Here is a 22,554-nt window from a genome sequence, read left to right as displayed (position 1 = left end):
TTCCTTCTCGATCGAGCTGGTGACGGGGAGTGAGGCACCATGGTCTTAGTGATCGCCTGTTTCGGTAACTGAGCTTCTACGGCAGGGCTTCGGCGTTACCTGCCGTCTTCTGCTCGGACAGGTCGCAAAGGGCGTCGAAGCGAGTCTGGATCAACCATGAAGGTCGAGCCGGAGGATGGTGCCCCGGCATCGCCGCGCCCGCCCGCGGTCACCGAGCACGCGGTCGCAAGTCGGGCGTGACTTGGTCACGGCTGGGCTCGGATCACCGTGACGCAGCACAACGCCATGAGGGCCAGAGTCGCCGCCGCCGGCCCCGCGAGCGCCTCGGCGGCGGTGGCAGGAAGGATCCGGTCGGTCGGCGGGACGGCGTCGCTCGGGTCGAAGACCATCGTGAGGTGGTGGCCCTGGCGCGCGGTGGCGCCGCAAGTGCGCCAGGCTTCGGTCGGGACCGGGGTGCCGTCAAGGCGGCGTACCGAGCAGGAGTTCTTGACGTAGTCGCGTCCCTCGTAGCGGTGGACGTGGACCTCGGTCACCACCACAGTACGGCTCTCGCCGCGCGCCGCGAGGACGGCCTGTGCGGTCTGGCCCGGTATCCACCAGGCGAGGGCCCCGCCGAGCAGGGCGACTGCGCCGACCAGGACGCGTCCCGCGTTCGTCGCGAAGAGATACCAGGCGGCGGCCAGACCCACGATGACACCGACCACCGAGCCCATCGTGTCGAAACCGGTCAGCGTGCCCGTCACCACGACACCTGCGATCAGGCCGGCAGTCACGACGCCCACAGCTACACCCTCTATGACCAGCCGGGTGGGCGGTCGGCCGGAGAAGTTCGCCGCACCCCACAGGAACGCGCCGTCGTAGGACATGCTGCTCCATTCGTCGTTCATAAACTTGCGGATGGGAAGCCGCCCGGGGTGCGGCTGCCGGGCACGCCGCACCCGCACCCCGGGCGGCCGGAATCATGTCACCATCCGCTGTCCCTGTAGACCGTCGTGAAGCTGGGTGAGGCAGGGACAGGCACAACCCTTCTTCGGTGGACGGCTGTCTACGGCCGGCGCTGCTCCGCCGCGCGCCTGTTGGTGTCGATGACCGTGAAGAGCACGAGAGCGAGAGCGGCGGGAATCGCGACCACCAGGAAGGCCACCTTGACGGGATGGTTTGCCTCGAATTCCAGCAGAAGGACCCAGAGCAGCGCGCCCGTGCCGATCGCGAAGGCCGTCCTGCCCAGCACGAAGGCTTGCCGCCGCGCCGCTTCGGCGGACCAGTCGATCCTGGGGTATGCGTTCAGCTGCCGGAAAGCCGCGTCGCCGAGCCCCAGGGGATTGATCATGTAGAGCAGCCCGAGGAATGTGAACAGGACGGGGCCGAGATAGATCTCCATACGGTGTGCCTCGAAGAGCCGAAGTGGGGGACTGCTACCTGACGCAACCATTGCTCGTGATCACCCGGATTTGCTCGGACTGCCGTCACTTCATTCCCAGTAGTCCACGAGCATCTCGGCCGGCCAGCTCGGCTCCCGTACCTCCCCGCGCGGTCCCATCTCTCGGAAGTAGGGCGCGACATCGTAGATGGGTGTGCCGTCAATCGCGTCGAGGTCTACGACGTGAAGGTCCAGGCCCTCGACCTTCACGAGTCGCGGGAAGGACTGCGCGAGCTGGTTCGGTCGACGGTGGTTGCGGTGGACGAAGGTTCCGGTGGGCGGCCAGTCCGGGTTGTTACGGGGGCTTCGCGCGTGGAGGGCGACGTCGGTCGGGGATGCCTTGTGGAAGTGCCACACCACCACAAGATGTGAGAATTCCTCCAGGCCTTTGACGACGTCCGCCGGGAAGTCGGGGTTCAGCCGGATGATCGCGGGACCACCCCAGTGATCGTCCGTGGGCTCGGTCCGGCCTCCGACGACAATGCCGATCGGTTCGATTTCCAGCGACTGTGCCATGCGCTTCCCCTCGTGCCTCGTCGTGACCCGGTCAATGTACTTGGACGAGGTATGCGGCGGCCCGGGCGTCCAGGCTGGCAACGGCCGGAATGCCTCGGCGTCGGTACGGGGAGAGCAGGCGGCGCATGTCGACTACGGCCTGGCGGGCCCGTCCCGAGTAGATCCCTTCTTCCATGGCGTCAAGGACTGTGCTCCATGTGGCGCATGCCTCCTCGACGTGCCCGTCGGCGACCTGCACGGAGCCGAGGTATCCCAGTGTCACGGCATGCGTGCGACGGAATGCCGAACCCCTGGTCCGTACGCTCCGCTTGAACTGGTGGATCGCGCCCTGCCTGTCACCGGAGTCACGCAGTGTGCATGCAGTTTCATGGGCGAGGGACGCTTCCGCGAAGAAGAACGTCCTGTTCGGCTCCGGGATGTCCTCACTGGCCGCGGAGAGATCATCCTCCGCGCGAAGAAGTGCCTTGGCTGCGGCTTGTCGCTGCCCTGTGGCTGCGAGGCCTCGGGCGTGGACCACGCCGAGCAGAGCGCGCTCCCGTGGCGTAGCGCTCGCGTAACGCTGGCCTTGGATCGATGCGGTCGAGAGCCGCAGACCTTCGTTGACGAAGCCCAGATCGATGGCCTGGTGGGCCATCGCCCGCAGAATATGGCCGGTGAGCGGGGCATCGTCCGCACGGGCTGCGAGCTTGAGGCCGAGGTGGAAGTAGTTCTGCGCAAGGGCGTGTTTCCCATTGTCGAAGGCCATCCACCCGGACAGATACGACAGTTCACCTGCCGCGGCAAGCATGCCGCGGCGGATCTCATCGTTAGGGAAGGCCGCATGCAGGAAGCCACGCACGTCCGAGTGGAGGTACTGGACCAGCGCTTGGCGTCCGTGGCCGCCACCGCGGCTCTGGTCCATGCGGGAGAAGGCTGCCGTCATCTCCCTGACGGCTGCTACGTCCGATCGCCCGGCTCTTCGCGCTCCCGCCGCCGATTCTGCCGGGGCCGCCGCGGCCATCTCCTCCCACCACGACTCCCCCGGCAGGGCGAGGCCGGCGATCGAGTACACCGCGCCGGTTAGCAGCTTGCGCCGCTCGACGTCCAAATCGCTTCTCCCCAGGTCTGTGAGGGTCAGTATCGGATCGACGGTCCAGTCCAGCGCCCCTTGCCCCGATGACGAAGCGGCTGCGAAGCCAAGTTCGTCTGGCGTGATGACTCGCCCTAAGCGACGCGTCAGCGCCTGGCTCAAGATTACGGGCGACGCACCCGACGCTTCCGTCCCACCGACCCACATGCTGATGTGGGAACGGCCAATCGCCGTGTAACCGACGAGGTTGTTCTCCTGGGCAACGCGATTGAACGCACTGGCCGCTTGTGCCCGGGACCAGCCAGCTTCCTCCAGGATGGCGGCGAGCCGTTCATTCCGCTTGTGAGTCACGAGGCACTCCAGCGAGCAAGACGATCTTTGATCACTTTGATCGGGTCATCCGCGGGGGTGCCCGCTGACCCATCCAACACGGTAGGGCCCAATGACCCCTCCCCCACCGGCAATTGGCACGATTCGATCCCCAGGGACACACTCAGAAACGATCTTTGACCACTTTGACCACGCAGGGCAGGTTGACGGCGTACCGGAACAGCGCCCCAAGGGGTTTCCTCGATGTGACCGCGACAGGACCGACTCGTCGAAGGAGATGCCCATGCGCCAGACCGCACTCAGCGTGCTCCACACCGAGACGGTCCGCCTTCACGATCAGACGGACCCCGAAGTCGATCAGGTGACTCTGACCTTTCAGCGTCATGGCGACCCCCGTCGCGCCGCGGCCGACGTCAGTCACGAGGACGCCCGCCTCGTCGGAGAGATCCGAAGCGTCGTTCACAGGTGGCTGGCTCACCGCGGGCTTCTCCGCCTTATCGATTCGGCGTGCCTCTTGACCAGCGAGGTCGTTACCAATGCGCTGGTCCACGGAAGCGGAAGCAGCCTCAGATTTGCCATGGAGCGCCAGCTGGCGACCGTCGGCATCAGGGTTGCTGACGGGTCCCCAGGGAGACCTCGGGTTCGGAAGCCGGCAACCGACGAGGAGTGCGGCAGGGGCATGCTGATCGTCGAAGCCCTCGCGGACGAGTGGGGTGTCAGCGAGGACGGCACGGAGACCTGGTTCACGCTCACTTCGCCTGCGGACGACGGATAGCCCCGGGATCATCCCTCGCGGGGGCCAGCTCGACAGGGTCAACTGCCCTCCACGCGGTCGTGATATCACCGCCGCGATATGCGCGAACAGCACCTGTAACTCAGACTCTGAAGATCCCCGACGTCCAGTCGGTTGCGGGCCACCAATTACGACAAATCGCAGGCGAATCAGCCGACATGTCGGCATCGCCACGAACGAATCCCAGAGAGGCACGGGAGATGACGATCATCAAGCGGAATGCCAGGGCCATCCTGTTGGACGGCGACGACCTCGTGCTGATCAAGCGCACCAAGCCGGGTCGGGACCCGTACTGGGTGACGGTGGGCGGCGGTGTCGAGGCCGAGGACGCGAGCATCGAGGACGCGCTGCACCGCGAGGTGTTCGAGGAGCTCGGGGGCAAGCTGAGCAAGGCAGAGCTCGTGCACCTGATCACCGACATGCTGGATGGCGGCCTGGGTGTCCAGCACATCTTCGCCGCGCGTTTGGAGCAGATGGACCTCGCTGCACGCACGGGCACCGAGTTCGACAAGCCCGAGCGGGGCGGCTACGAGGTCGTCCGCGTGCCGTTCACGGCGGAGGCGGTCCGGCAGCTCAACCTGATGCCGCCGGAGCTGGCCGACTTCGCGGCCGGCAACGTCGAGGCGATCAAGGCCGTGCTCGACACCCAGATCCGCGCGTCCTGACCACCGCCATGTTCATCAGCCTCAACGGCCCGGACAACGTCGGCAAGACCACGCACCTACGACGGCTCGCCGCTCGCTTCTCCAACATCCAGCTGCTCGGTTCAGTTCACGAGCACAATGCTGCCGCCTGGGAACGAGTCGCCGGCGAGGATTACGCCGCATGGTGGTTCGAGCGGTCCACCACCGCCGAGCTGACGGGGCTGCTCCTCGACAGCTACGACAAGCGGTCGGCCGCGCTCGAACCCGGCCGCTTCGGCCTCCTCGACCGCGGGATGCCGATGCTGATCGCCGTCAGCGCGGCGACGGCCTCGGTCAAGGAAGCCTCCTCCCCAGCTGAGGCACTCGGCGCGGTGGAGCGGATCGCCGACTCCCGCACCCCGGCTCGGGAGATGTCCGTCCTCCTTCTCCCATCACTCGACGCCGACCGCAGCTACGCGATCACCAGCGCTCGTGAGGGCCGGCCCTGGACCGGTTTCTATCCGGCGTACCAGCGGGCCCTGCACGGGGTCTTACTCCACCAGGTGGAGCAGGGGGCGTACGCCGAGGTCGTCGACTGCGAGGGCAAGTCCATCGAGCAGGTCCAAGCCGAGGTGTTGTCCGTCGCCGGCTCGGTCCTGTCCCCTTCCACGTACGCGGAGGACTCCAGATGACAACGCCCGTCCCTTCTCTCGTCCTTCCGCCGGGCCTGATGCTGGCCGCGGCAGCGCTTCCGCCCAAGGACCAGCAGCGGCTGGACGACACCCTCACACGCTTGCACGCGACCAACTCCCGTCTGTGGCTCGCCGAGGACCGCGTGCGCGGCGGACTGAGCGAATCCCAGGTCGCCGACTGCAAGCGCGAGATCGACCAGCTCAACGCCGAACGCAACCACCTGGCCGAGCGGGCGGACGAAGTGTTGGCCGCCTTGGCCGGCCCTCCTCTGCTCGGTGCCGTTCGCCACACCGAGACGCTCTCCTCCGCGTTGGACCGCCTCTCCGTGCTCACCCTGCGCATCTGGCGCAGCGAGGAAGCCGCGGCGTTCGACCCGGCCGTGGCTCAGCGAATACGCCTGCTGCACAAGCAGCGTGCGGCGCTGTCGGACGCGCTGGACAGCCTTGCCGCGGACGTGCTCGCTGGCATCGGCGGAACGCAGGCCGTCCTGGTCGTCGAGACGGGCATCGGCACCTCCAACGCGGAGCAGGTCCTCGCCTTCGCGTCCGAGGTGGCGAAGGACCGCCGGCTGTACCTGACCACGACGCACTTCCACCCCGAGCACGCCTTCGGCGCCCAGGCGTTCGCCGGCCAGGCCACGTACCTGGTCAACCGCGCGCAGGCGGACGACCTGGCAGCGAAGGGACCCAACTACCTGGAGATGTTCCGGGGCTTCGGCGGGCCGATCGCCGCCCGCCTCGACGGCGTCCGCGTTCCCACCCCCGATGTGGTCTACGACGACGGCCACGACCTGGATCTCGGCGGCCGGACGGTACGGCTGCGGGCCACCGGCCGGGGCCACACCAGGGGCGACCAAGTGGTCGAGGTCCCGGACGCCGGCGTGCTGTTCACCGGGGACCTTGCCGAGACCGGGCAGTTCGCCATCTTCCCGTGGTTCCCCCCGTACGACACGGACGTCTCGGGCGTGCGCTGGCTGGCGGTCATGGACCAACCTGGCCGCCACGCGGCCCCGGCTCGTGGTTCCCGGTCACGGAAACCACGGCGGCCCGCACGTGCTCACGGACGTCCGCGACTACCTCCGCGAGCTGCGCGACGAGACCTGGCGTCGGCGCGACTCCGCGGTGGGCGAGGGCGAGATCGTCGCCGAGGTCCGTGCGCTGCTGATCGAGCGGCATCCCGAGTGGGCCGGCCGGGAGTGGATCGAGCGGGGCGTGGGGTGCCTCTGCGCCGAACACGCCGCATGAACCCTGGGGCCCACCTCACCTCACGTCCACCTCCCCGCAGTTCAGACCTGGTGGCGGATGCCGAGTGCATGCTCACCGTCGGGTGACGTTCGTCGTGATGAGGCGGAGCAGGTGTTTGGCGGCGGCGTCCTGTTCCGGGGTCAGATTCATGGCGTCGCCGATGGCGAGCGGCACGGTGCGGGCCTTCTCGCGAAGGCCCGCACCCGCCCCGGTGAGGCGGACGGCGACGGAGCGCTCGTCGTCCGCTCGCCGCTCGCGCTGGACCAGCCCGTTCGCTTCGAGGCGCTTGAGCAGCGGGGAGAGCGTGCTGGACTCCAGGTGCAGCGTGGCGCCCAGGTCGCGCACGGAGAGGGCGTCCCGCTCCCAGAGGGCGAGCATCACCAGGTACTGCGGGTAGGTCAGCCCGAGCGCGTCCAGCAGTGGCCGGTAGCGCACCGTGACCGCGCGCGAGGCGGCATAAAGGGCGAAGCAGAGCTGGTCCTCCAGTAGGAGCGACCCGTGTTCCGGGTTCCCGGTCGTCGCCTTCTCCATGTGCCCGTGTCCCTTGCTTCCTCTTGGTCCGCTGCCGTCGCCTGCCGACGGGTTTCTCCGGTTCCGATCCTACCTTTCAGGGCGTGCGCGACCATAGCGTCCACGATTAAATTGTGCACGACTTAATCGTGCGCTACTTTCTAGTTGCGTGCCTGCCGGACGGCGGGTACGACGACCGCTGAGGGATACCCACCCTCGGCGCTCTACGCCCTGGGGAGCCCAACATGACTGAGAAGACTGCACGTCCGGTTCTGGAGCCGGCCGCGGCGGCGTTCGCGGAGGCTACGGCGAACCCGCCGTTCCTGTTCCAGATCGCGCCGGCCGAGGGGCGTAAGGCGGTGGACGAGGTCCAGTCCGGTGACATCGCCAAGTCGGCCGTCGACGAGGAGTGGGTGAGCGTTCCCGGCGGTCCCACCGGCGAGGTCAGGGCGCGGATCGTCCGCCCGGCGGGGGTGGCCGGCCCGCTGCCGGTGATCGTCTACATCCACGGCGCCGGCTGGGTGTTCGGCAATGCCCACACCCACGACCGCCTCGTCCGCGAACTCGCCGTCGGCGCCGGCGCGGCCGTCGTCTTCCCCGAGTACGACCTCTCGCCCGAACACCGCTACCCCGTCGCGATCGAGCAGAACTGGACCGTCGCCCGCTGGATCGTCACCGACGGCACCGCCAACGACCTCGACCCGACGCGGATCGCCGTGGCCGGCGACTCCGTCGGCGGCAACATGAGCATCGCCCTGACCCTCATGGCCAAGGAACGCGGCGGGCTGGACCTGTGCCAGCAGGTGCTCTTCTACCCGGTCACCGACGCCGCCTTCGACACCGGCTCCTACCACCAGTTCGCGGAAGGGTACTTTCTGCGCCGCGATGGCATGCAGTGGTTCTGGGACCAGTACACCACCGACGCCGCCGAGCGCGCGCAGATCACCGCCTCCCCGTTGCGCGCCACCACCGAGCAGCTCACCGGACTGCCCCCGGCCCTGGTCATCACCGCCGAGGCCGACGTCCTGCGCGACGAGGGCGAGGCGTACGCCAACAAGCTCCGCGCCGCCGGCGTCCCCGTCACCGCCGTCCGCTACCAGGGCATCATCCACGACTTCGTCATGCTCAACGCCCTGCGCGACACCTACGCAGCCCAGGCCGCCATCAGCCAGGCCATCGCCACGCTGCGCACCGCGCTCCACACGGACTGAGTGACTCGGACCACCACCGCCACACCACTCCACGTGTCCGGGCGGCCTTCGGGCGATCGTGATGCTGATGTCCGCCCGGGGCGGACGGTCAAGGACACCACCGCGCTGATGCAGGAGCGTTGAGCTGTCAGTTGCTTGAACGGGGCTGTCGTCGGGTGGCTGCCCTCCTCATCCGAGTTCAAAGACGTGTGGCAACGCGGATCAGGTCGGCAACCGCGCGAAGGCGGCTGTGCGGCAGCCAGGCGATCACCGTTGTCACGGGCGGAGCGTCCATGACCAGCACGGGCGGCGAGGTCCCGGCGCAGGTCGGCGCCGGCCGACTGCGGGCGCCTTCCCATCGCACTGCTCATGCTCGTCAATCCGAAGCGCTACACGATCGTCACGGAAATCCACCAGCCGTCCTAGCCCGCCCCGTCCGCGGTGGACGCCCGCACCGATCCGCCGTCGGCACCCGCCTTCAAGGGGGCGTCACACCGGAACTCACGAGGACTGCTGAGCGGGCCCCGCATCGTCGCAGCGCTCCGTGTCAGCGTCGCACGGCTCGGGGTCGCCGAGGCTGCGAGCGACTCGTCGTAGCAGATTCCGGAACAGCTCGCGGTCGTCCTCGCCGATCGCGGAAAGGAGCCCGCTCTCCGCCTCTCGCACCCGTCGTTGCAGCTCCCGGACGGTGTCGATGCCGTGACTGGTCGCGACGATCTTGCGTCGACGCCGGTCAGCAGGGTCGAGCCGGCGCTCGATCAGCCCGGCAGCCACGAGCTCGTCGATCAGGTACGTCATCACGGTGCGGTCGATCCGCAGATAGCCGGCCAGGGCGAGCTGATTGGGCTCGTCGCCCTCGACCACAGCGGCGAGCGTCTGGTAACCGCGCGCACCCTGCGGCACGCTCCCGAGCACCGAGGAGACAACGGCGCGGTACGCGTGCGCCACCGCCATCAGCGAGAACCCGAAGTCCTCGGTGAGGTCCCCGCACCCGCCGACCGGCGCGGTCGGCATCTCACCGTCCATGACAGGAATGATATCAATCGACCCGATGTTGAGTAGATCGTCTGCCTCGCAGACCATCTGCCCGGCGGCACACTTCCGCAGGTGCCGCGCAACCAGCACCACGACGAGGAAGGCCCGGCCCGTCATGCTCAAGATCGGCATCATCCTCGGTAGTACCCGTCCCAACCGCAACGGTGAGCAGGTCGCCCGCTGGGTGCTCGACATCGCATCACGCCGCGCTGACGCCGAATTCGAACTCCTCGACCTCCGCGACCACCCGCTGCCGCACCTCGACGAGCCCATGCCGCCGTCGCTCGGCCAGTACCAGAACGAGCACACCCGGCAGTGGGCGGACAAGATCGCATCGTTCGACGGGTTCGTCATCGTGACGCCGGAGTACAACCACGGCATCCCGGGCGTGCTGAAGAACGCCCTTGACTTCCTCTACGCCGAGTGGAACAACAAGGCCGTCGGCTACGTGTCCTACGGCGGCGTGGGCGGGGTCCGCTCGGTCGAGCAGCTGCGCCTGGTCGCCGGCGAGCTCCAGATGGCCGACGTACGCCAGCAGGTCGCACTGTCGCTGCACACCGAGTTCGAGAACTACCGGGTCTTCAAGCCCGGCGACCACAACCTGCCCACCCTGAACACGATGCTCGACCAGGTCATCGCCTGGACCACCGCACTCGCGCCCCTGCGTACAGCCGCGACCGTCGCAGCCTGACCGAGCCCGGCCGTTGTCGAGGACGACGTGGATCCTTGCCGCGTCCCGGGCATGGGCATGGGGGCTGCTCGACATCGCCTACCTGGTCGGCTTCAGCGTACTCTCCGTCGCTGTCGCGCTGATCGCCGTCGTGGTCGGCTTCGGCGCCTGGCCGCGATGGCTACGGCCATGGTCAGTCTCGTCGAGCACGCCCACGCGTCACGCACAGCCGTTGCCACCTCCTGGGCACTCTGCGGCGGCGCGGCAGTCGTGCTGCTGAGCACGATGCTCGTGGCGGCCGGCCTCGTAGCCCGGGGCAGCGAACGCGAGCTGTACCGCCCACTGTCTCGGACCTGCACCCTCGTGGTGCTGCTCGGTATCCCCTGGTGCCTCGCCGTCACCTACCGCCTCCGCCAAGAGGAGACGCTCCCTGAGAAAGTCGGTCGGCTGCAGTAGCGGCAAGGACTGACCGCCTTGGCGCGAGCGGCTCAGTCGCCGTCCCGCTGTACAGTCCCGGTCAGCTGTGCTGCGGGCTGTGATGCCGCCGGCGGCGGTGCGGCCGGCTGGGTTTCGGGCACCGCACCGATGCGTTCCTGGAGGTTGCTGCCATCCACGCCGAGAGGTGCCGGCGGGCTGCCTGAAACCAACCGGCCACCGAGTCCTGTCCGCCCGGCTCCGCCAGACTCACTCCTCGAGTAGCGGGCTAGCATGAAATGCGGAGGTTCTTCTCCAGGCCCGCGCCGCAGCGGCAGGGAGGCCGGCATGGCGTTCGACACGACTGGTTTCGAGCAGGCCGACAGCAGCCGCTACATACCAATCTCCGAACACGGCCTGATCGGCGATCTTCGAACGACCGCCCTGGTCGGCACGAACGGCACCATCGACTGGTACTGCTGCCCGCGCTTCGACGCGCCCAGCGTGTTCGGGGCCATCCTCGACGCCGACCGGGGCGGCTCGTTCGAGCTGGCCGCCGAGGTCCCGACACGCACCAGGCAGTTCTACTTCCCCGACACGAACGTCCTGATCACGCGGTTCTTCGCCGCAGACGGCGTGGCCGAGATACAGGACTTCATGCCCGTGGTCGACGAGTCGCGGGAGACGGCCCGACACCGGCTGATCCGGCGGGTGATCTGCGTCCGTGGAACCCTCCCCTTCAGGGCGCGGATCGCCCCCCGCTTCGGCTACGGCGCCGAAGCGCACACCACGCAACTCGAAGGCAACCACGCGGTGTTCCGATCCCTGTCACTGACGCTCGCGCTGACCGCCACCGCACCCCTGGAGAGCGACGGCCTGGACGTGTGGTCGCACTTCAAGCTCCTCGAGGGCGAGTCGCACGTGTTCGCCCTCGACCAGATCGGCGACGGCGTGGCCCCTCGGTCCTGTCCACGCGCCGAGGCGCAAGAGCAGGCCGAGGCGACGGTCAGGTTCTGGCGTCACTGGCTGGCCGGTTCGCGCTACCACGGGCGATGGCGGGAAACGGTGAACCGCTCCGCTCTGGTGCTCAAGCTGCTCACCTACGCGCCGACCGGTGCGATCGTCGCCGCACCGACCACCAGCCTGCCCGAGCAGATCGGCGGCGAGCGCAACTGGGACTACCGCTACGTCTGGGTCCGCGACGCCGCCTTCTGCGTCTACGCCATGCTGCGCCTAGGGTTCACCTCGGAGGCCGAGGCGTTCATGGGGTTCCTCGGCGAGCGCGGCATCATGTCCGGCACTGGTGCGACCGGCCCGTTGCAGATCATGTACGGCATCGACGGGCGCAGCGAGCTGCCCGAGTACGAGCTGCCGCACCTGGAGGGCTACCTCGGCTCCGCACCGGTCCGGGTGGGCAACGCCGCCACCGGCCAGCTCCAGCTGGACATCTACGGAGCCCTGATCGACTCGATCTACCTGTACGACAAGTGGGGACAGCCGATCAGCAGCGCCCGCTGGGACGAGGTCAGCGCAATGGCGGACTGGCTCTGCGAGCACTGGGACCAGCCAGACGAGGGAATCTGGGAGACCCGCTCGGGCCGGCGGAACTTCGTGTACTCGCGCCTGATGTGCTGGGTGGGACTGGAGCGGGCGATCCGCATGGCGAACCGCCGCGGCCTCCCGGCCGACCTGCCCCGCTGGCGGCAGTCCCGGGACGCGATCTACCGGCAGATCATGCAGCGCGGCTGGTCAGCCCAGCGGGGCGCATTCGTCCAGGCCCTGGACGACGATGTCCTGGACGCCTCACTGCTGATGATGCCGATGGCCAAGTTCATCTCGCCCACCGACCCCAAGTGGCTCTCCACGTTGGATGCCCTCACCGCAGACCTGGTCTCCGACTCCCTGGTCTACCGCTACGACCCGACCGCCAGCCCCGACGGCCTGCACGGCCCCGAGGGCACATTCTCGATCTGCTCCTTCTGGTACGTCGAGGCACTGGCCCGCGCAGGCCGACTGGATGAGGCCCAGCTCGCTTTCGAGAAAATGCTCACCTACGCCAACCACCTCGGTCTGTTCGCCGAGGAGATCGGCCCAACCGGCGAACAACTCGGCAATTTCCCCCAGGCCTTCACCCACCTCTCGCTGATCAGCGCCGCCTTCAACCTCGACCGCGCACTCGGCTGACGCAGCACCGCCACCCGGACGCAGTGCCCGACGCGCCCCTGGGTGGAGCAAGATCCGGGCCAGTTCCGGGCCAGCACTGCACGATCGACGACGGATCCCTCTATTTCACCTGGTCAGAAGCGGTGTGGCGCGTGTACCACCAGCACTCGAAGAACCTCCTGGTCTCCTACTCCCCCAAGAAGCTCGGCTTCTTCTAGAGCAGTGAAGTCCGTTTTCCGGGTTGGGTGTTGCCTGCTCCGGGCAACACCCACCCCGGGTACTCGGCGTGATCGATACGAAGCCTTGAGCGATCTCCGTTGCGTTTCAGGCGTAGCTTCCGGACCGGTCACGGACCAGGTTTCGGCTCCGTCGGCAGCCCGAGACGAGCACATCACGTCGCCTGCGCGCACCAGCCAGTCGCGGCCGACAGGACTGTCCCCCTCGTGATCACCAGCTACATGAGCGCACCCGATCGCGGTGCCGGAAGCAACGACTGAACCCACCCCCGTGCCGGGTTGGGTCCGGGCGGCGGTCAGGCCGGGCGCGGGAGGTACGCGAGGCCGTGCGCGCCGGGCTCGCCGAGCTTGGCGATGTCCAGCCGGGCCAGGCGCTCCAGCGTCTCCAGGTCGACGATGTCGACGGTGGAGGAGACGACGCAGGCCACATAGGCGAGCCGGCCGTCGGGGGACGAGGTGATGGTCAGCGGGAAGAGGCCGACCTCGAGGTCGCCCAGCTGCTTGCGGGTGTCGGCGCAGAACACGGTGAGGCGGCCCGGTGCGTGGCGCCCGAGTCGGGAGACTGCGTTGGGCGCCATGCGCACTTCGCCCGCGAGCAGCCTTCCCGTCGAGGTCAAGTGCACCGGCAGGACGATGTCCCCTGTGGGCAGAGTGTCGACGACGGCCGCTGTCCGGGTGTCGATGACCCGGATTCCGGTGGGCGGCCGTTCCTCGGCGGTGCCGGAGAAGTTGCCGTAGGGCGCGGCGACGAAGGCGTGCGTGCCGTCGGCGGAGACGGCGAGGCCCTCGCTGCCCGGTACCTCGACCTTCGCGGTGAGCGTGCCCCGGTCGAGGTCGACGACCGACACGAACGGCGCTTCCTTGTTGGTGGCGTAGCCTGTCCGCCCCGCCCGATCGATGGCGAACCAGTGTGGGCCGGGCGCGTCCGTGTCGATCCTGCCCACAGGCCGGCGGGTCTCCGTGTCGATCACCACGACACCGCCGGGCCGGTCGTCCGTACTCTCCACACTGACGTAGAGGCGACCGCGCACCGGGTCCAGCGCCAGTCCGTGCGGCCCGTGTTCCGGGGCGAGGTCGACGACCTCGACGATGCGGCGGGTGTCAGGGTCGATGACGGCCAGTTCGGTGCGCCGGCCGCCGTTCACGTGGTAGTAGCCCGAGTGGTACGTCAGGGTGCACCACAGCAGTCGTTGCGTCGGGTCGAAGCACAACTCGTGTGGCTCTGCAGGGACTTGCACATCGCCGAGGTGCCGGTCGGAGGCGGCGTCGAAGAACGAGACCGTCGGTCCGCTCTGACTGACGACGGCCAGGACGTCACCTTCCCGACCGGCACGGGGGGACTGCTGCACAGCTGCTCCTTGAAAGGGGTGAAGGGAATGCCGCGCGTCTTCGCGGGCATCTCCACTCTCCGCGCCGGAGGATGCCACAGCAATGCAAAGATTGGCACGCAATCATTGACACAGGTGTAAAAATGCAGCTCAGGAGGTATCGATGGATCTCAACCTGCTGCGAGCCCTGGACGCCCTGCTCCAAGAGAACAGCGTGACCCGCGCAGCGGAGCGCCTGGGCACCTCGCCCGCGGCGGTCAGCCGTACCCTGGCCCGGCTCCGCCGTGCCGTCGGCGACCCGCTGCTGGTCCGGGCCGGCCAGGAGATGGTCCCGACCCCGCGTGCCATGGAACTCCGGGAGGAGATCGGCGCGTTGCTGCGCCGCTGCGACAACGTCTTGCGGCCCGGTCCCGGTTTCGATGCCGTGCATCTCCAGCGCACCTTCACGGTGCAGGCCACTGACCTGCTGCTGGTCGGACTGGCGGGGAGCCTGACCGAGCGGATCCACGCGGAGGCCCCGCAGGTTGACGTCGTCTTCCTGCCGGAGGCGGTGGAGGGCGGCCCTGGGCTGCGGCAGGGCTGGGTGGACGTCGAACTGGGCGTCCTGGGACACCTGGACCCGGAGATCCGGACCCGGCAGCTCACGCGAATGCCGCTGGTCGGCATCGCCCGCAGCGGTCATCCCCTCTTCGACGGGCGAATCGACGCCCGCCGTTTCGCCGCGGCCGACCACATCGGCATCTCCCGGCTCGGCAAGCGCCTCGGGCCCATCGACAGCGCGCTCGCGGAACTCGGGCTGCAACGCCGGACCGCGGTCGTGGTGCCCAGCCACACGAGCGCGATGATGCTCGCCCGTGACACCGACCTCGTCGCGCTCAGCCTGGCCGACTGGCTCCCCGACACCGTCACCGCCATGGGACTGCGGACGTTTCCCATCCCCCTCGACCTAGCACCCCTGGACCTCGGGATGGCCTGGCACCCCCGCAACTCGACCGATCCGGGGCACCGCTGGTTCCGCGAGCACCTGGCGGCCGTCGTCCTGGCCCCGGCGGGACCAGGGGCGGCAGCCGCCCGCACTGCCAACTGACTTCGTCCTGCCCGACCGGTCGCACCTAACACCGTTCCTGCGCGGCTGGAGTCCGTGCGGCCCTGACCTCCGCCGACCACCCCGCTCCCGATCGCCCCCACAACACCCCACCGCTCCCGCAGCCTGCCTCTCCCGAGCGCCAGAACACCAAGATCCGGACCAGCACCCTCCAAGGATTCGCAGACATCGCCGTTTTCGCTGGTCAGCATGGGTACAGATGCTGTACCACCAGGAGGCGAAGAACATCCTTTGCAGCTACTCCCCCAAGAAGCTGGGCCTCTTCTAAAGCTTGAGAACGGCACCTGACCTGCGCAAACGCCCCGTCAGGCACCGTTCCCGGGTCTCGGGACAGCTACCGAAGTCGGGTGATTCCAGAGTTCATTCGCCTCCGATATCCCGCTTCATGGAGAAGATCCGGGCCATGGACGGGCCAGCGCGATCGCCGGTCCACCGCACATACCAGCAGACCCTGGCCGTCTTCGCCGCCCGTAACCGGAATGAGAGCCCGCGACCGAGTCGTCCTCAATCCCGATGCCCGGCAGCGCGTGGAGGATGGCCGGGTCCTCCACAACATGACCGCCTGCGCGCCGCTTCCACGCTCGGTGCCCCATCCCTTGTGCCGTCTGCGTCCTTAGTGGACCGACGGGCTGCCGAGCTGCGGTGGGCTGGGCGCCAGGAAGCGGCTCAAGGCGTCACCGAGCTCGCGCGGGAAAGGGCCAGCGGGCGGCTCGAAGCCCAGGTTCTGGGCCAGTTCCCGGGCGTACAGCCGGGTGGCTGCTTCCAGCAGGGTGGCGTACACGTCAGCGGCGGAACGGACGCGGTGTCGGCCGGCAAGGATAAGCACGACGGTGATGACGACGGCGGGCCACCACCAGATGGTGAGGGGCAGGTACAACAGGGCCCACGCGGACAGGACGGCGCCACGACTTAGGTCCTGGCGGGCTATGGTGATCTCCGCGCGCGCGGGGTCGGGCAGCATCAACCAGATGTGAGGCCAGACGGCTGCCAGGTCGAGATGCCCGTCCCGTTCCAGACGGACATGCGCGGCGTGGATGCGGTCGCCACTCCATGTCGGGCGATCGGGGAGTTCGAGGGAGATGCGTGTCATCGCCCCGTACGCCGCGTGCCGCTCGGCGGGTTCGGTCCTCACTCCGCGAGTCAGGGCCCGGGCGGCTTCCTGCTGCCGCCGATGCCAGGCAGTGGCTGCCGCGGTCCAGCGGCGCTGTCGATGAGTGGTACGCCAGTGGGCGACGTGCCGGACACCCAGTGGCCACGCAGGCCAGTCCGGGGCGAGATGGAGACGTTCGGCCAGAGAGCCGATGGCTTGCGCGGTCACTCCGACCGCCGCTGCCCCGGCCAGCACCGCGGCGAGCACAACCACTTGGCCGCCGACTGTGCCGGCGGCGGGAGCGCCGGCCCATGCGGTGACGCGGTCGGTGAGGTGGACGACGTCGAAGGGATCGGCGTGGCCGAGGGTGCGGGCAGCGACGACGACAGCGAGGTAGAGGGCGCCAGGAAGGACCAGGAGGGACAACCATCGCTCGGCGACCTTCTTGCCGAGTTCCGACAGCAGGCTGCCCACCATCTAAAGCCGGGCCCGGAGCAGAGGATCGCTGCTGACCACGCAGCGTGGCACCGGGGACGGGCCTTGCGGCCACCAGAAGCGTGCGCATCTGTTTGTCGGGCAGATGTAGACGGTCTCGGCCGGGCGGGCGCGGTGCACCCCTGCCGCGTGGACCCTGCGGTCGGTCAGGCCGCGGTCGTCGTAGCCGTGCAGCCCCTGAGCGTCTCCCTCGGCCTGCAGGACGGCATGCAGTTGATCAAGACGGTCGGTGATATCCCGCCGTTCGCGTGCCGCGGTCAGGACCTCTTCCAACAGGTCGTCATTCCCGAGGGCGCCGTTGCGCAGATCATCGCGGATCTCCTCCGCCTTCGCACAAACGATGCCCAGTCTCTCCTTCGTGCGCTGCGCCTCTCCGAGAGGTACCGGTCCAGCAGGTTCCGGTCCAGCAGGTTCCGGCATCGTCGTCCCCCGAGTGTCGTCGCTCCCGCCTGCACTACCTGGGAGCGTATCCAAGCAACACCCGTCCTACCCACAGATTGTGCGACTACCATCACATGATGTGAGCGGACTGGGGGGCTCGAGGCGCGAGAAGTCGCTCGTGGCGGTCAGGGCGTTGTTGCAGCGGATCAATGAGACACGCGACCTGTCTCCCGTTCTGGAACCGCGGGCGGTGCGCGAAGCGCGGAAGCTCGCTCAGGCGATCGAGGGCGAAAGCGACCTGGAGCCCCAGTACTTGCTGGGCTGGTTCCACTGGTTCCGCTATCAAGCGCTGCCCGCTGGTGAAGGGCAGGCAGACCTGGCTGTCGCTGTCCAGGCGTTGACCGCCTGTTTCATGGTCGGCATCGATGATCTGCCCGATCCGTTACTGCCCCACCTCGCGACTGCGGCAGCGCCCTACGCTCTCCGGGCTCTCCACGAGGCGCGTACCTCTCCCCGGCGGGAACTGGTTCAGAACACCGCGGAACTGTGGGAGCGCATGGTGCGGGCCACTCCGGCCGACGACCCGTATCACGCACGCCGTCTGACCAACCTGGGCGCTGCACTCCAGGTCAGGTTCGAGTGCGACGGCGCACCGGGGGATCTCGACGACGCGATCGGTCACCTGCGCGAGGCGGTGCGAAACACTCCCGTCGCCCATCCGGAACGCGCAGTGACGCTGTCCAACCTGGGAGCCGCGCTGCAAGCCCGGTACGGACGGACCGGAGCCCCCTCCGACCTCGATGCTGCCATCGACCACCTGAGCGAAGCGGTACGAGCCACACCCGCCGGCGAGGCCACCCGTACGACGATGCTGTCCAACCTCGGCGGGGCGCTGCAACTCCGGTTCGGGCGGACCGGGGACATCGCGGACCTGGACGCTGCGATCGACACGGGAGGGGAAGCGGTGCGGTCCACCCCCGCCCACCACCCCGACCGAGCCATGTGCCTGTCGAACCTGGCAGTCTCACTCCAGACCCGGTTCGAACGCCTTGGAGCTGGGGCCGACCTCGACACCGCCATCCGCCATCTGCGGGAGGCGGTGAGCTCCACGCCCTTCGAACACCCTCGGCTCGCCAAGTATCTGGCGAATCTGGGGCGCGCATTGGTGGAGCGGTTCAAGCAGACACAGAATATTGCGGACCTGAATACCGCGATCGCGGCGGAAGGAGCCGCGGTGCAGGCAGCCGCCGTCAGCAGCACCGACCGGGCGATGTGTCTGTCCAACCTGGCAGTAGCCCTGCGAACCCGATACGAATACACGGGAGAGGTAACCGACCTCGACGCCGCCATCGGCCCTCTGCGGGATGCCGTGCACGCCACCCCGACGGACGATCCACAATGGGGGAGCAGGCTGTCCACCCTGGCCGCCGGGCTACAGGCCCGGTCCTCGTTGCCGGGCGGCTCGGCAGATCTGGACAGCGCCGTTGACATGCTGCACGAGGCTGTAAGGACAACGACCGCCTTTCGCTCTGACGGCGGGACGATGCTGGGCGCCGTGGGCGGCGTGCTATGGGCCCGATTTGGACGAGGCGGTGCTCCGGCCGACGTCGACGCCACCGTCGAGGTGATGCTGGAGGCGCTGCGGGCCACTCCCGTGAGCCACCCGAAGCGCGGAGCTCGCCTGTCCAACCTGGGGGCGGCGTTGCAGGCCAGGTTCGAGCGAACTGGCAACCTGGCCGACCTGAACACCGCCATCGACACGCTGTATGACGCGGTACGGGCCACACCGGCCGACCGCACCGAGCACGGTGCCTGCCTGTCCAACCTGGGCAGCGCGCTGCGGGCCAGATTCGAAAGAACGGGCGCACTGACCGACCTAGACGGCGCAATCGGCGTCCTGCACGAGGCGGCGCGGGCCCTGCCTCCCCATCCCGAACACGCCGGCTACTACCTGTCGAACCTCAGCACCGCGCTGCGGGCCAGATTCGACAGAACCGGTGAGATGGCCGATCTCGACGCCGCCGTCGACGCGGGACGTGACGCGGTGCGAGCCACCCCTCACAGCCATCTCAACCGGGCCGGCCGCCTGTCCAACCTGGGCACCGCCCTGCACGCTCGCTTCGAGCACACAGGCGTTCTCATGGATCTGGACGACGCCATCGCAGCGGGGCGCGAGGCGGTGGACACCACCCCCGCGGACCATCCCAACCGCGCGATGTACCTGTCCAATTCGGGTAACGCGCTGAGAGCCCGGTTCGGGGCTAGTCAGACCCTTGCCGATGCGAACGGCGCCATCGACCACCTGCGAGAAGCGGTGCGAACCGTCCCTTCCGGGCATCCCCACCGCACCCCCATATTGTCCGGCCTGGCTAACGCCCTGCACCTCCGGTTTGAGCGCACCGGGACGAAGACGGACCTGGACGCGGCGGTGCTCGCCTGGGCAGAGGCGTCGAAGATCGAGACGGCGGTGCCGGCACACCGCATCCGCTCGGCATGGGCAAGAGCCACTCTTCTGGCCGAGGCGGACGCCGGGCGGGCGTCGGAGGCGGCGGAGGCGGCGGAGGCGGCGGAGGCGGCGGAGGCGGCGGAGGCGGCGGAGGCGGCGGTACGGCTGTTGCCCCGGCTGACGCCGCTTCATCTGGAGCGAACCGATCAGCAACATGTGCTCGGAGGTTTCGCGGGACTGGCCGCCGACGCCGCCGCACTGGCCCTCGCCTCGCCTCAGGGGACCGCGTGCGACCGCGCGGCCAGGGCACTGCAGCTGCTTGAGGCAGGACGCTCCATCCTGATCAGTCAGGCGCTGGACGTCCGTAGCGATCTCACCGACCTGAGCCGGCACCACCCCCGGCTCGCCCGCCGGTTCGCCCAGCTGCGCGACCGGCTCAACCATCCCCCGGACCCCGTCGGCGAAGGGCCGTTCCACGGGAACGGAGACCGACACCGGCTCGCGGAAGACTTCAACGCAACGCTGGACGAGATCCGCGGACTCGATGGCTTCACCTCCTTCGCACTGCCACCCACCACCGCGGAACTCCTCAAGGAAGCCTCCCAAGGGCCGGTGGTCGTGTTCAACGTCAGCGACCATCGCAGCGACGCCCTGCTGCTCACGAGCGACGGTATTGCCCATCGGGAGCTCCCCGACCTTGCGGCGGCCACGGTGCGGGAACGAGCCGATTCTTTCCGCCAAGCACAGGACATGGCTGCGGTGGGCAAGGACAAAGCGCAGCGGCGCCTGGCTCAGAGCATCATGGTCGAGCACCTGGAGTGGCTTTGGGACGCCGCTGCCGGTCCGGTCCTGGCCGAACTCGAACAGCGGGCTGCACTCCGCACGGCAGCGGTCGGTGACAAGCACCTGCCTCGTGTCTGGTGGGCGCCCGGCGGGCTGCTGGGGCTGCTACCCCTCCATGCTGCCGGCTACCACACGGACTACCCCAACGCACCACACCCCCGTACGGTCATGGACCGTGTGATCTCCTCCTACACCCCCACCGTGCGCGCGCTGCGCCACGCCCGAGAGAATTCCTCCCGGACGGGGGCTGACCGCCACCGCCCCGAACGCGCCTTGATCGTCTCCATGCCCACCACGCCTGGCCTGCCCGACGACGGCCGCTTGGAATTCGCCGACGCCGAAGCGGCCATGCTCCATTCCCTCCTGCCGCACTCCGTGCTGCTGCAAGAGCCCGCCCCCTCCTCCCCCCTTCGGGAGCCGACCGTCAGCACACCGACCAAGGCGAACGTGCTGACGCACCTGCCCGAGTGCGAGATCGTGCACTTCGCATGCCACGGCGACAGCGACGCCTCCGACCCGTCGAAAAGCCGGATGCTGCTCCACGACCACGCCGACGACCCGTTCACCGTCGCCAGCCTCGCTCCCATCGCCCTGCAGCACGCCCAACTGGCCTACCTCTCCGCCTGCCGCACTGCGGCCATCGACCGAACCGAGCTGCTCGATGAAGCCATCCACCTCACTTCCGCCTTCCAGCTCGCCGGGTTCCCCCACGTGATCGGCACTCTGTGGGAGATCGACGACCAGATCGCCGTCAGCACAGCTGAGGCCTTCTACACCGCCTTGAGCACCACAACCAAAACCATGGACCCGAATCGCTCTGCGGAGGCTTTGCACCGGGCCGTACGCAGCATGCGTGACGGCCAGGACCTGCCCGCTGGATGCGACCGGACGAGGACGCCGCTCCTATGGGCGGCCTACCTCCACGCTGGAGCGTGACCGCGCCTCCAATGGCGCAGGAGGTCGCGGTGGGCTTTGGAACGCGGGGCGCTGACCGCAGGCGGGCACGAGCCGACCGAACGGCTCGAGCGCGATGGCGTCGGTCGGCCAAGCCCCAGCCTGAGAACCGCTTCTCCGATCCGCCGCATGGCGCCGTCTGGAGGACGAACTCGGCCGGGGGCTTCCTGCCGGCTACGAGGCGATGCCCCGATCCGCATGAACGGGCACATCTACTTGAACCACCCCACGGCCGCGCACAGTGCCGCTCCGCGTTCCCCGCAGAACCGAGATCCGGGCCAGTCACGGCCCCCCTCCCCGAAGAAGCTCGGCTTCTTCTAAGACTTCCCTTCTCATGGCGTGATCGTTCGTTGAACCGTCCATGGCGGATCTCATGGAGCAGTAGATCAGCGAACCGCTGGCCTCACCGATCAACGGACTGCTCGACCAGGGCGAGGTGTCCTCGTCGTCCTCGGCGAGATCGCACCGATGTAGCGGTCGTACGTTCTCGGTAGCGTGACCATCTACTGCATGGAGTGACCATGCGCCCGGCTGGTCCGTACGAGGGATTCCGGTGGAGAGTAATGAGGCTGCGATGAGTGAACTGACGAAGCCCGAGATCGAACTTCCGGAGGGTGATGCTCCGCAGGAGCTGACAATCCGGGACATCGTCGTCGGGGACGGGCCTGAGGCGAAGCCGGGCAGGGTTGTCCGGGTTCACTACGTCGGGGTCACCTTCGAGTCCGGAACGGAGTTCGACGCCTCCTGGGACCGGGGCCAGCCGTTCAAGTTCGCCGTGGGTGGCGGCAGGGTCATCAAGGGCTGGGACCGGGGACTCAGGGGGATGAAGGTCGGCGGTCGGCGCGAGATCATCGTTCCCCCGCGCCTCGGCTACGGCAACCAGTCCCCCTCGCCGTTGATCCCGGCGGGTTCCACGCTCGTCTTCGTGGTGGACCTGCTCTCCGTAGTCTGAGGAAGGCCTGCTTCTCCTGATCCGCGGGAGTGGTGGTGCCCGGGCCGGGAGGTC

The 22,554-nt window shown here is 68.4% G+C and carries 19 protein-coding genes and 1 pseudogene; 10 read left to right on the top strand and 10 right to left on the bottom strand.

Annotated features, from left to right (window positions below; translation table 11 throughout):
- Positions 1 to 245: 245 nt before the first annotated feature.
- The 4 genes from OG447_RS20730 to OG447_RS20715 all read right to left on the bottom strand — a co-directional run bounded on the left by OG447_RS20730 (position 246) and on the right by OG447_RS20715 (position 3,356).
- Entirely contained in the window at positions 246 to 887 is a 642-nt protein-coding gene (locus OG447_RS20730; RefSeq protein ID WP_266938322.1) for a hypothetical protein, read from the bottom strand.
- Positions 888 to 1,045: 158 nt separating this feature from the next.
- Complete coding sequence (locus OG447_RS20725) at positions 1,046 to 1,381, bottom strand: hypothetical protein (RefSeq protein WP_266938321.1); 336 nt, start codon at positions 1,379 to 1,381, stop codon at positions 1,046 to 1,048.
- Between the two features lie 90 nt (positions 1,382 to 1,471).
- A complete protein-coding gene (locus tag OG447_RS20720) occupies positions 1,472 to 1,936 on the bottom strand; it encodes an SAM-dependent methyltransferase (protein ID WP_266938320.1) in 465 nt (154 codons plus the stop codon).
- Positions 1,937 to 1,967: 31 nt separating this feature from the next.
- The gene (locus OG447_RS20715) at positions 1,968 to 3,356 is read right to left on the bottom strand and encodes a Tat pathway signal protein (protein WP_266938319.1); all 1,389 of its coding nucleotides are present in this window, start codon (positions 3,354 to 3,356) and stop codon (positions 1,968 to 1,970) included.
- 262 nt (positions 3,357 to 3,618) lie between these two features.
- On the opposite strand from OG447_RS20715, the gene OG447_RS20710 reads away from it, so the two are divergent.
- From OG447_RS20710 to OG447_RS20695, 4 genes are all read left to right on the top strand, one after another.
- Positions 3,619 to 4,110, top strand: coding sequence for an ATP-binding protein (locus OG447_RS20710; RefSeq protein ID WP_266938318.1), 492 nt, complete (start codon positions 3,619 to 3,621; stop codon positions 4,108 to 4,110).
- A 218-nt stretch (positions 4,111 to 4,328) separates the two neighbouring features.
- The gene (locus tag OG447_RS20705; RefSeq protein WP_266938317.1) at positions 4,329 to 4,793 is read left to right on the top strand and encodes an NUDIX domain-containing protein; all 465 of its coding nucleotides are present in this window, start codon (positions 4,329 to 4,331) and stop codon (positions 4,791 to 4,793) included.
- 8 nt (positions 4,794 to 4,801) lie between these two features.
- Positions 4,802 to 5,443: a hypothetical protein gene (locus OG447_RS20700; protein ID WP_266938316.1), complete on the top strand. Its 642-nt coding sequence runs from the start codon at positions 4,802 to 4,804 to the stop codon at positions 5,441 to 5,443.
- A complete protein-coding gene (locus OG447_RS20695) occupies positions 5,440 to 6,774 on the top strand; it encodes a DUF4254 domain-containing protein (RefSeq protein WP_266938315.1) in 1,335 nt (444 codons plus the stop codon). The genes OG447_RS20700 and OG447_RS20695 overlap by 4 nt, the downstream gene beginning before the upstream one ends.
- On the opposite strand, the gene OG447_RS20690 is transcribed toward OG447_RS20695, so the two are convergent.
- Positions 6,761 to 7,219, bottom strand: coding sequence for a MarR family winged helix-turn-helix transcriptional regulator (locus tag OG447_RS20690; RefSeq protein ID WP_266938314.1), 459 nt, complete (start codon positions 7,217 to 7,219; stop codon positions 6,761 to 6,763). The genes OG447_RS20695 and OG447_RS20690 overlap by 14 nt on opposite strands.
- Before the next feature lie 224 nt (positions 7,220 to 7,443).
- Here OG447_RS20690 and OG447_RS20685 point away from each other — a divergent pair, with 224 nt between their 5' ends.
- Positions 7,444 to 8,409, top strand: a complete 966-nt coding sequence (locus tag OG447_RS20685; protein ID WP_266938313.1) for an alpha/beta hydrolase — start codon at positions 7,444 to 7,446, stop codon at positions 8,407 to 8,409.
- Positions 8,410 to 8,587: 178 nt separating this feature from the next.
- Here OG447_RS20685 and OG447_RS20680 read toward each other — a convergent pair.
- A pseudogene (locus OG447_RS20680) lies at positions 8,588 to 8,735 on the bottom strand (LysR family transcriptional regulator); the annotation flags it as partial.
- A gap of 154 nt (positions 8,736 to 8,889) precedes the next feature.
- Positions 8,890 to 9,540 carry a MarR family winged helix-turn-helix transcriptional regulator gene (locus OG447_RS20675; protein WP_266938961.1) on the bottom strand — a complete coding sequence of 217 codons (651 nt, stop codon included), beginning with the start codon at positions 9,538 to 9,540 and terminating at the stop codon, positions 8,890 to 8,892.
- Here OG447_RS20675 and OG447_RS20670 point away from each other — a divergent pair.
- On the top strand, positions 9,539 to 10,114 hold the full coding sequence (locus OG447_RS20670) for an NADPH-dependent FMN reductase (RefSeq protein WP_266938312.1): 576 nt from the start codon (positions 9,539 to 9,541) through the stop codon (positions 10,112 to 10,114). The two genes, OG447_RS20675 and OG447_RS20670, sit on opposite strands and share 2 nt — an antisense overlap.
- Positions 10,115 to 10,855: 741 nt before the next feature.
- On the top strand, positions 10,856 to 12,691 hold the full coding sequence (locus OG447_RS20665; RefSeq protein ID WP_266938311.1) for a glycoside hydrolase family 15 protein: 1,836 nt from the start codon (positions 10,856 to 10,858) through the stop codon (positions 12,689 to 12,691).
- A 511-nt stretch (positions 12,692 to 13,202) separates the two neighbouring features.
- On the opposite strand, the gene OG447_RS20660 is transcribed toward OG447_RS20665, so the two are convergent.
- A complete protein-coding gene (locus OG447_RS20660; protein ID WP_266938310.1) occupies positions 13,203 to 14,255 on the bottom strand; it encodes a YncE family protein in 1,053 nt (350 codons plus the stop codon).
- A gap of 142 nt (positions 14,256 to 14,397) precedes the next feature.
- Here OG447_RS20660 and OG447_RS20655 point away from each other — a divergent pair, with 142 nt between their 5' ends.
- Positions 14,398 to 15,321, top strand: a complete 924-nt coding sequence (locus OG447_RS20655; RefSeq protein WP_266938309.1) for a LysR family transcriptional regulator — start codon at positions 14,398 to 14,400, stop codon at positions 15,319 to 15,321.
- 631 nt (positions 15,322 to 15,952) lie between these two features.
- Here the strand turns inward: OG447_RS20655 and OG447_RS20650 are convergent.
- Both OG447_RS20650 and OG447_RS20645 read right to left on the bottom strand, forming a co-directional pair.
- Positions 15,953 to 16,906, bottom strand: a complete 954-nt coding sequence (locus tag OG447_RS20650) for a hypothetical protein (protein WP_266938308.1) — start codon at positions 16,904 to 16,906, stop codon at positions 15,953 to 15,955.
- Positions 16,907 to 17,344: a hypothetical protein gene (locus OG447_RS20645; RefSeq protein WP_266938307.1), complete on the bottom strand. Its 438-nt coding sequence runs from the start codon at positions 17,342 to 17,344 to the stop codon at positions 16,907 to 16,909.
- A 100-nt stretch (positions 17,345 to 17,444) separates the two neighbouring features.
- Between OG447_RS20645 and OG447_RS20640 the strand changes: the two genes are divergently transcribed.
- Positions 17,445 to 21,530, top strand: a complete 4,086-nt coding sequence (locus OG447_RS20640; RefSeq protein WP_266938306.1) for a CHAT domain-containing protein — start codon at positions 17,445 to 17,447, stop codon at positions 21,528 to 21,530.
- Positions 21,531 to 22,122: 592 nt separating this feature from the next.
- Entirely contained in the window at positions 22,123 to 22,500 is a 378-nt protein-coding gene (locus OG447_RS20635; RefSeq protein WP_323181800.1) for an FKBP-type peptidyl-prolyl cis-trans isomerase, read from the top strand.
- Positions 22,501 to 22,554 lie beyond the last annotated feature (54 nt).

Source organism: Streptomyces sp. NBC_01408 (assembly GCF_026340255.1).
Lineage (GTDB): Bacteria > Actinomycetota > Actinomycetes > Streptomycetales > Streptomycetaceae > Streptomyces.
Note: the sequence above shows the minus strand (reverse complement) of the source record. Positions and strands in the feature narration are given on the sequence as shown.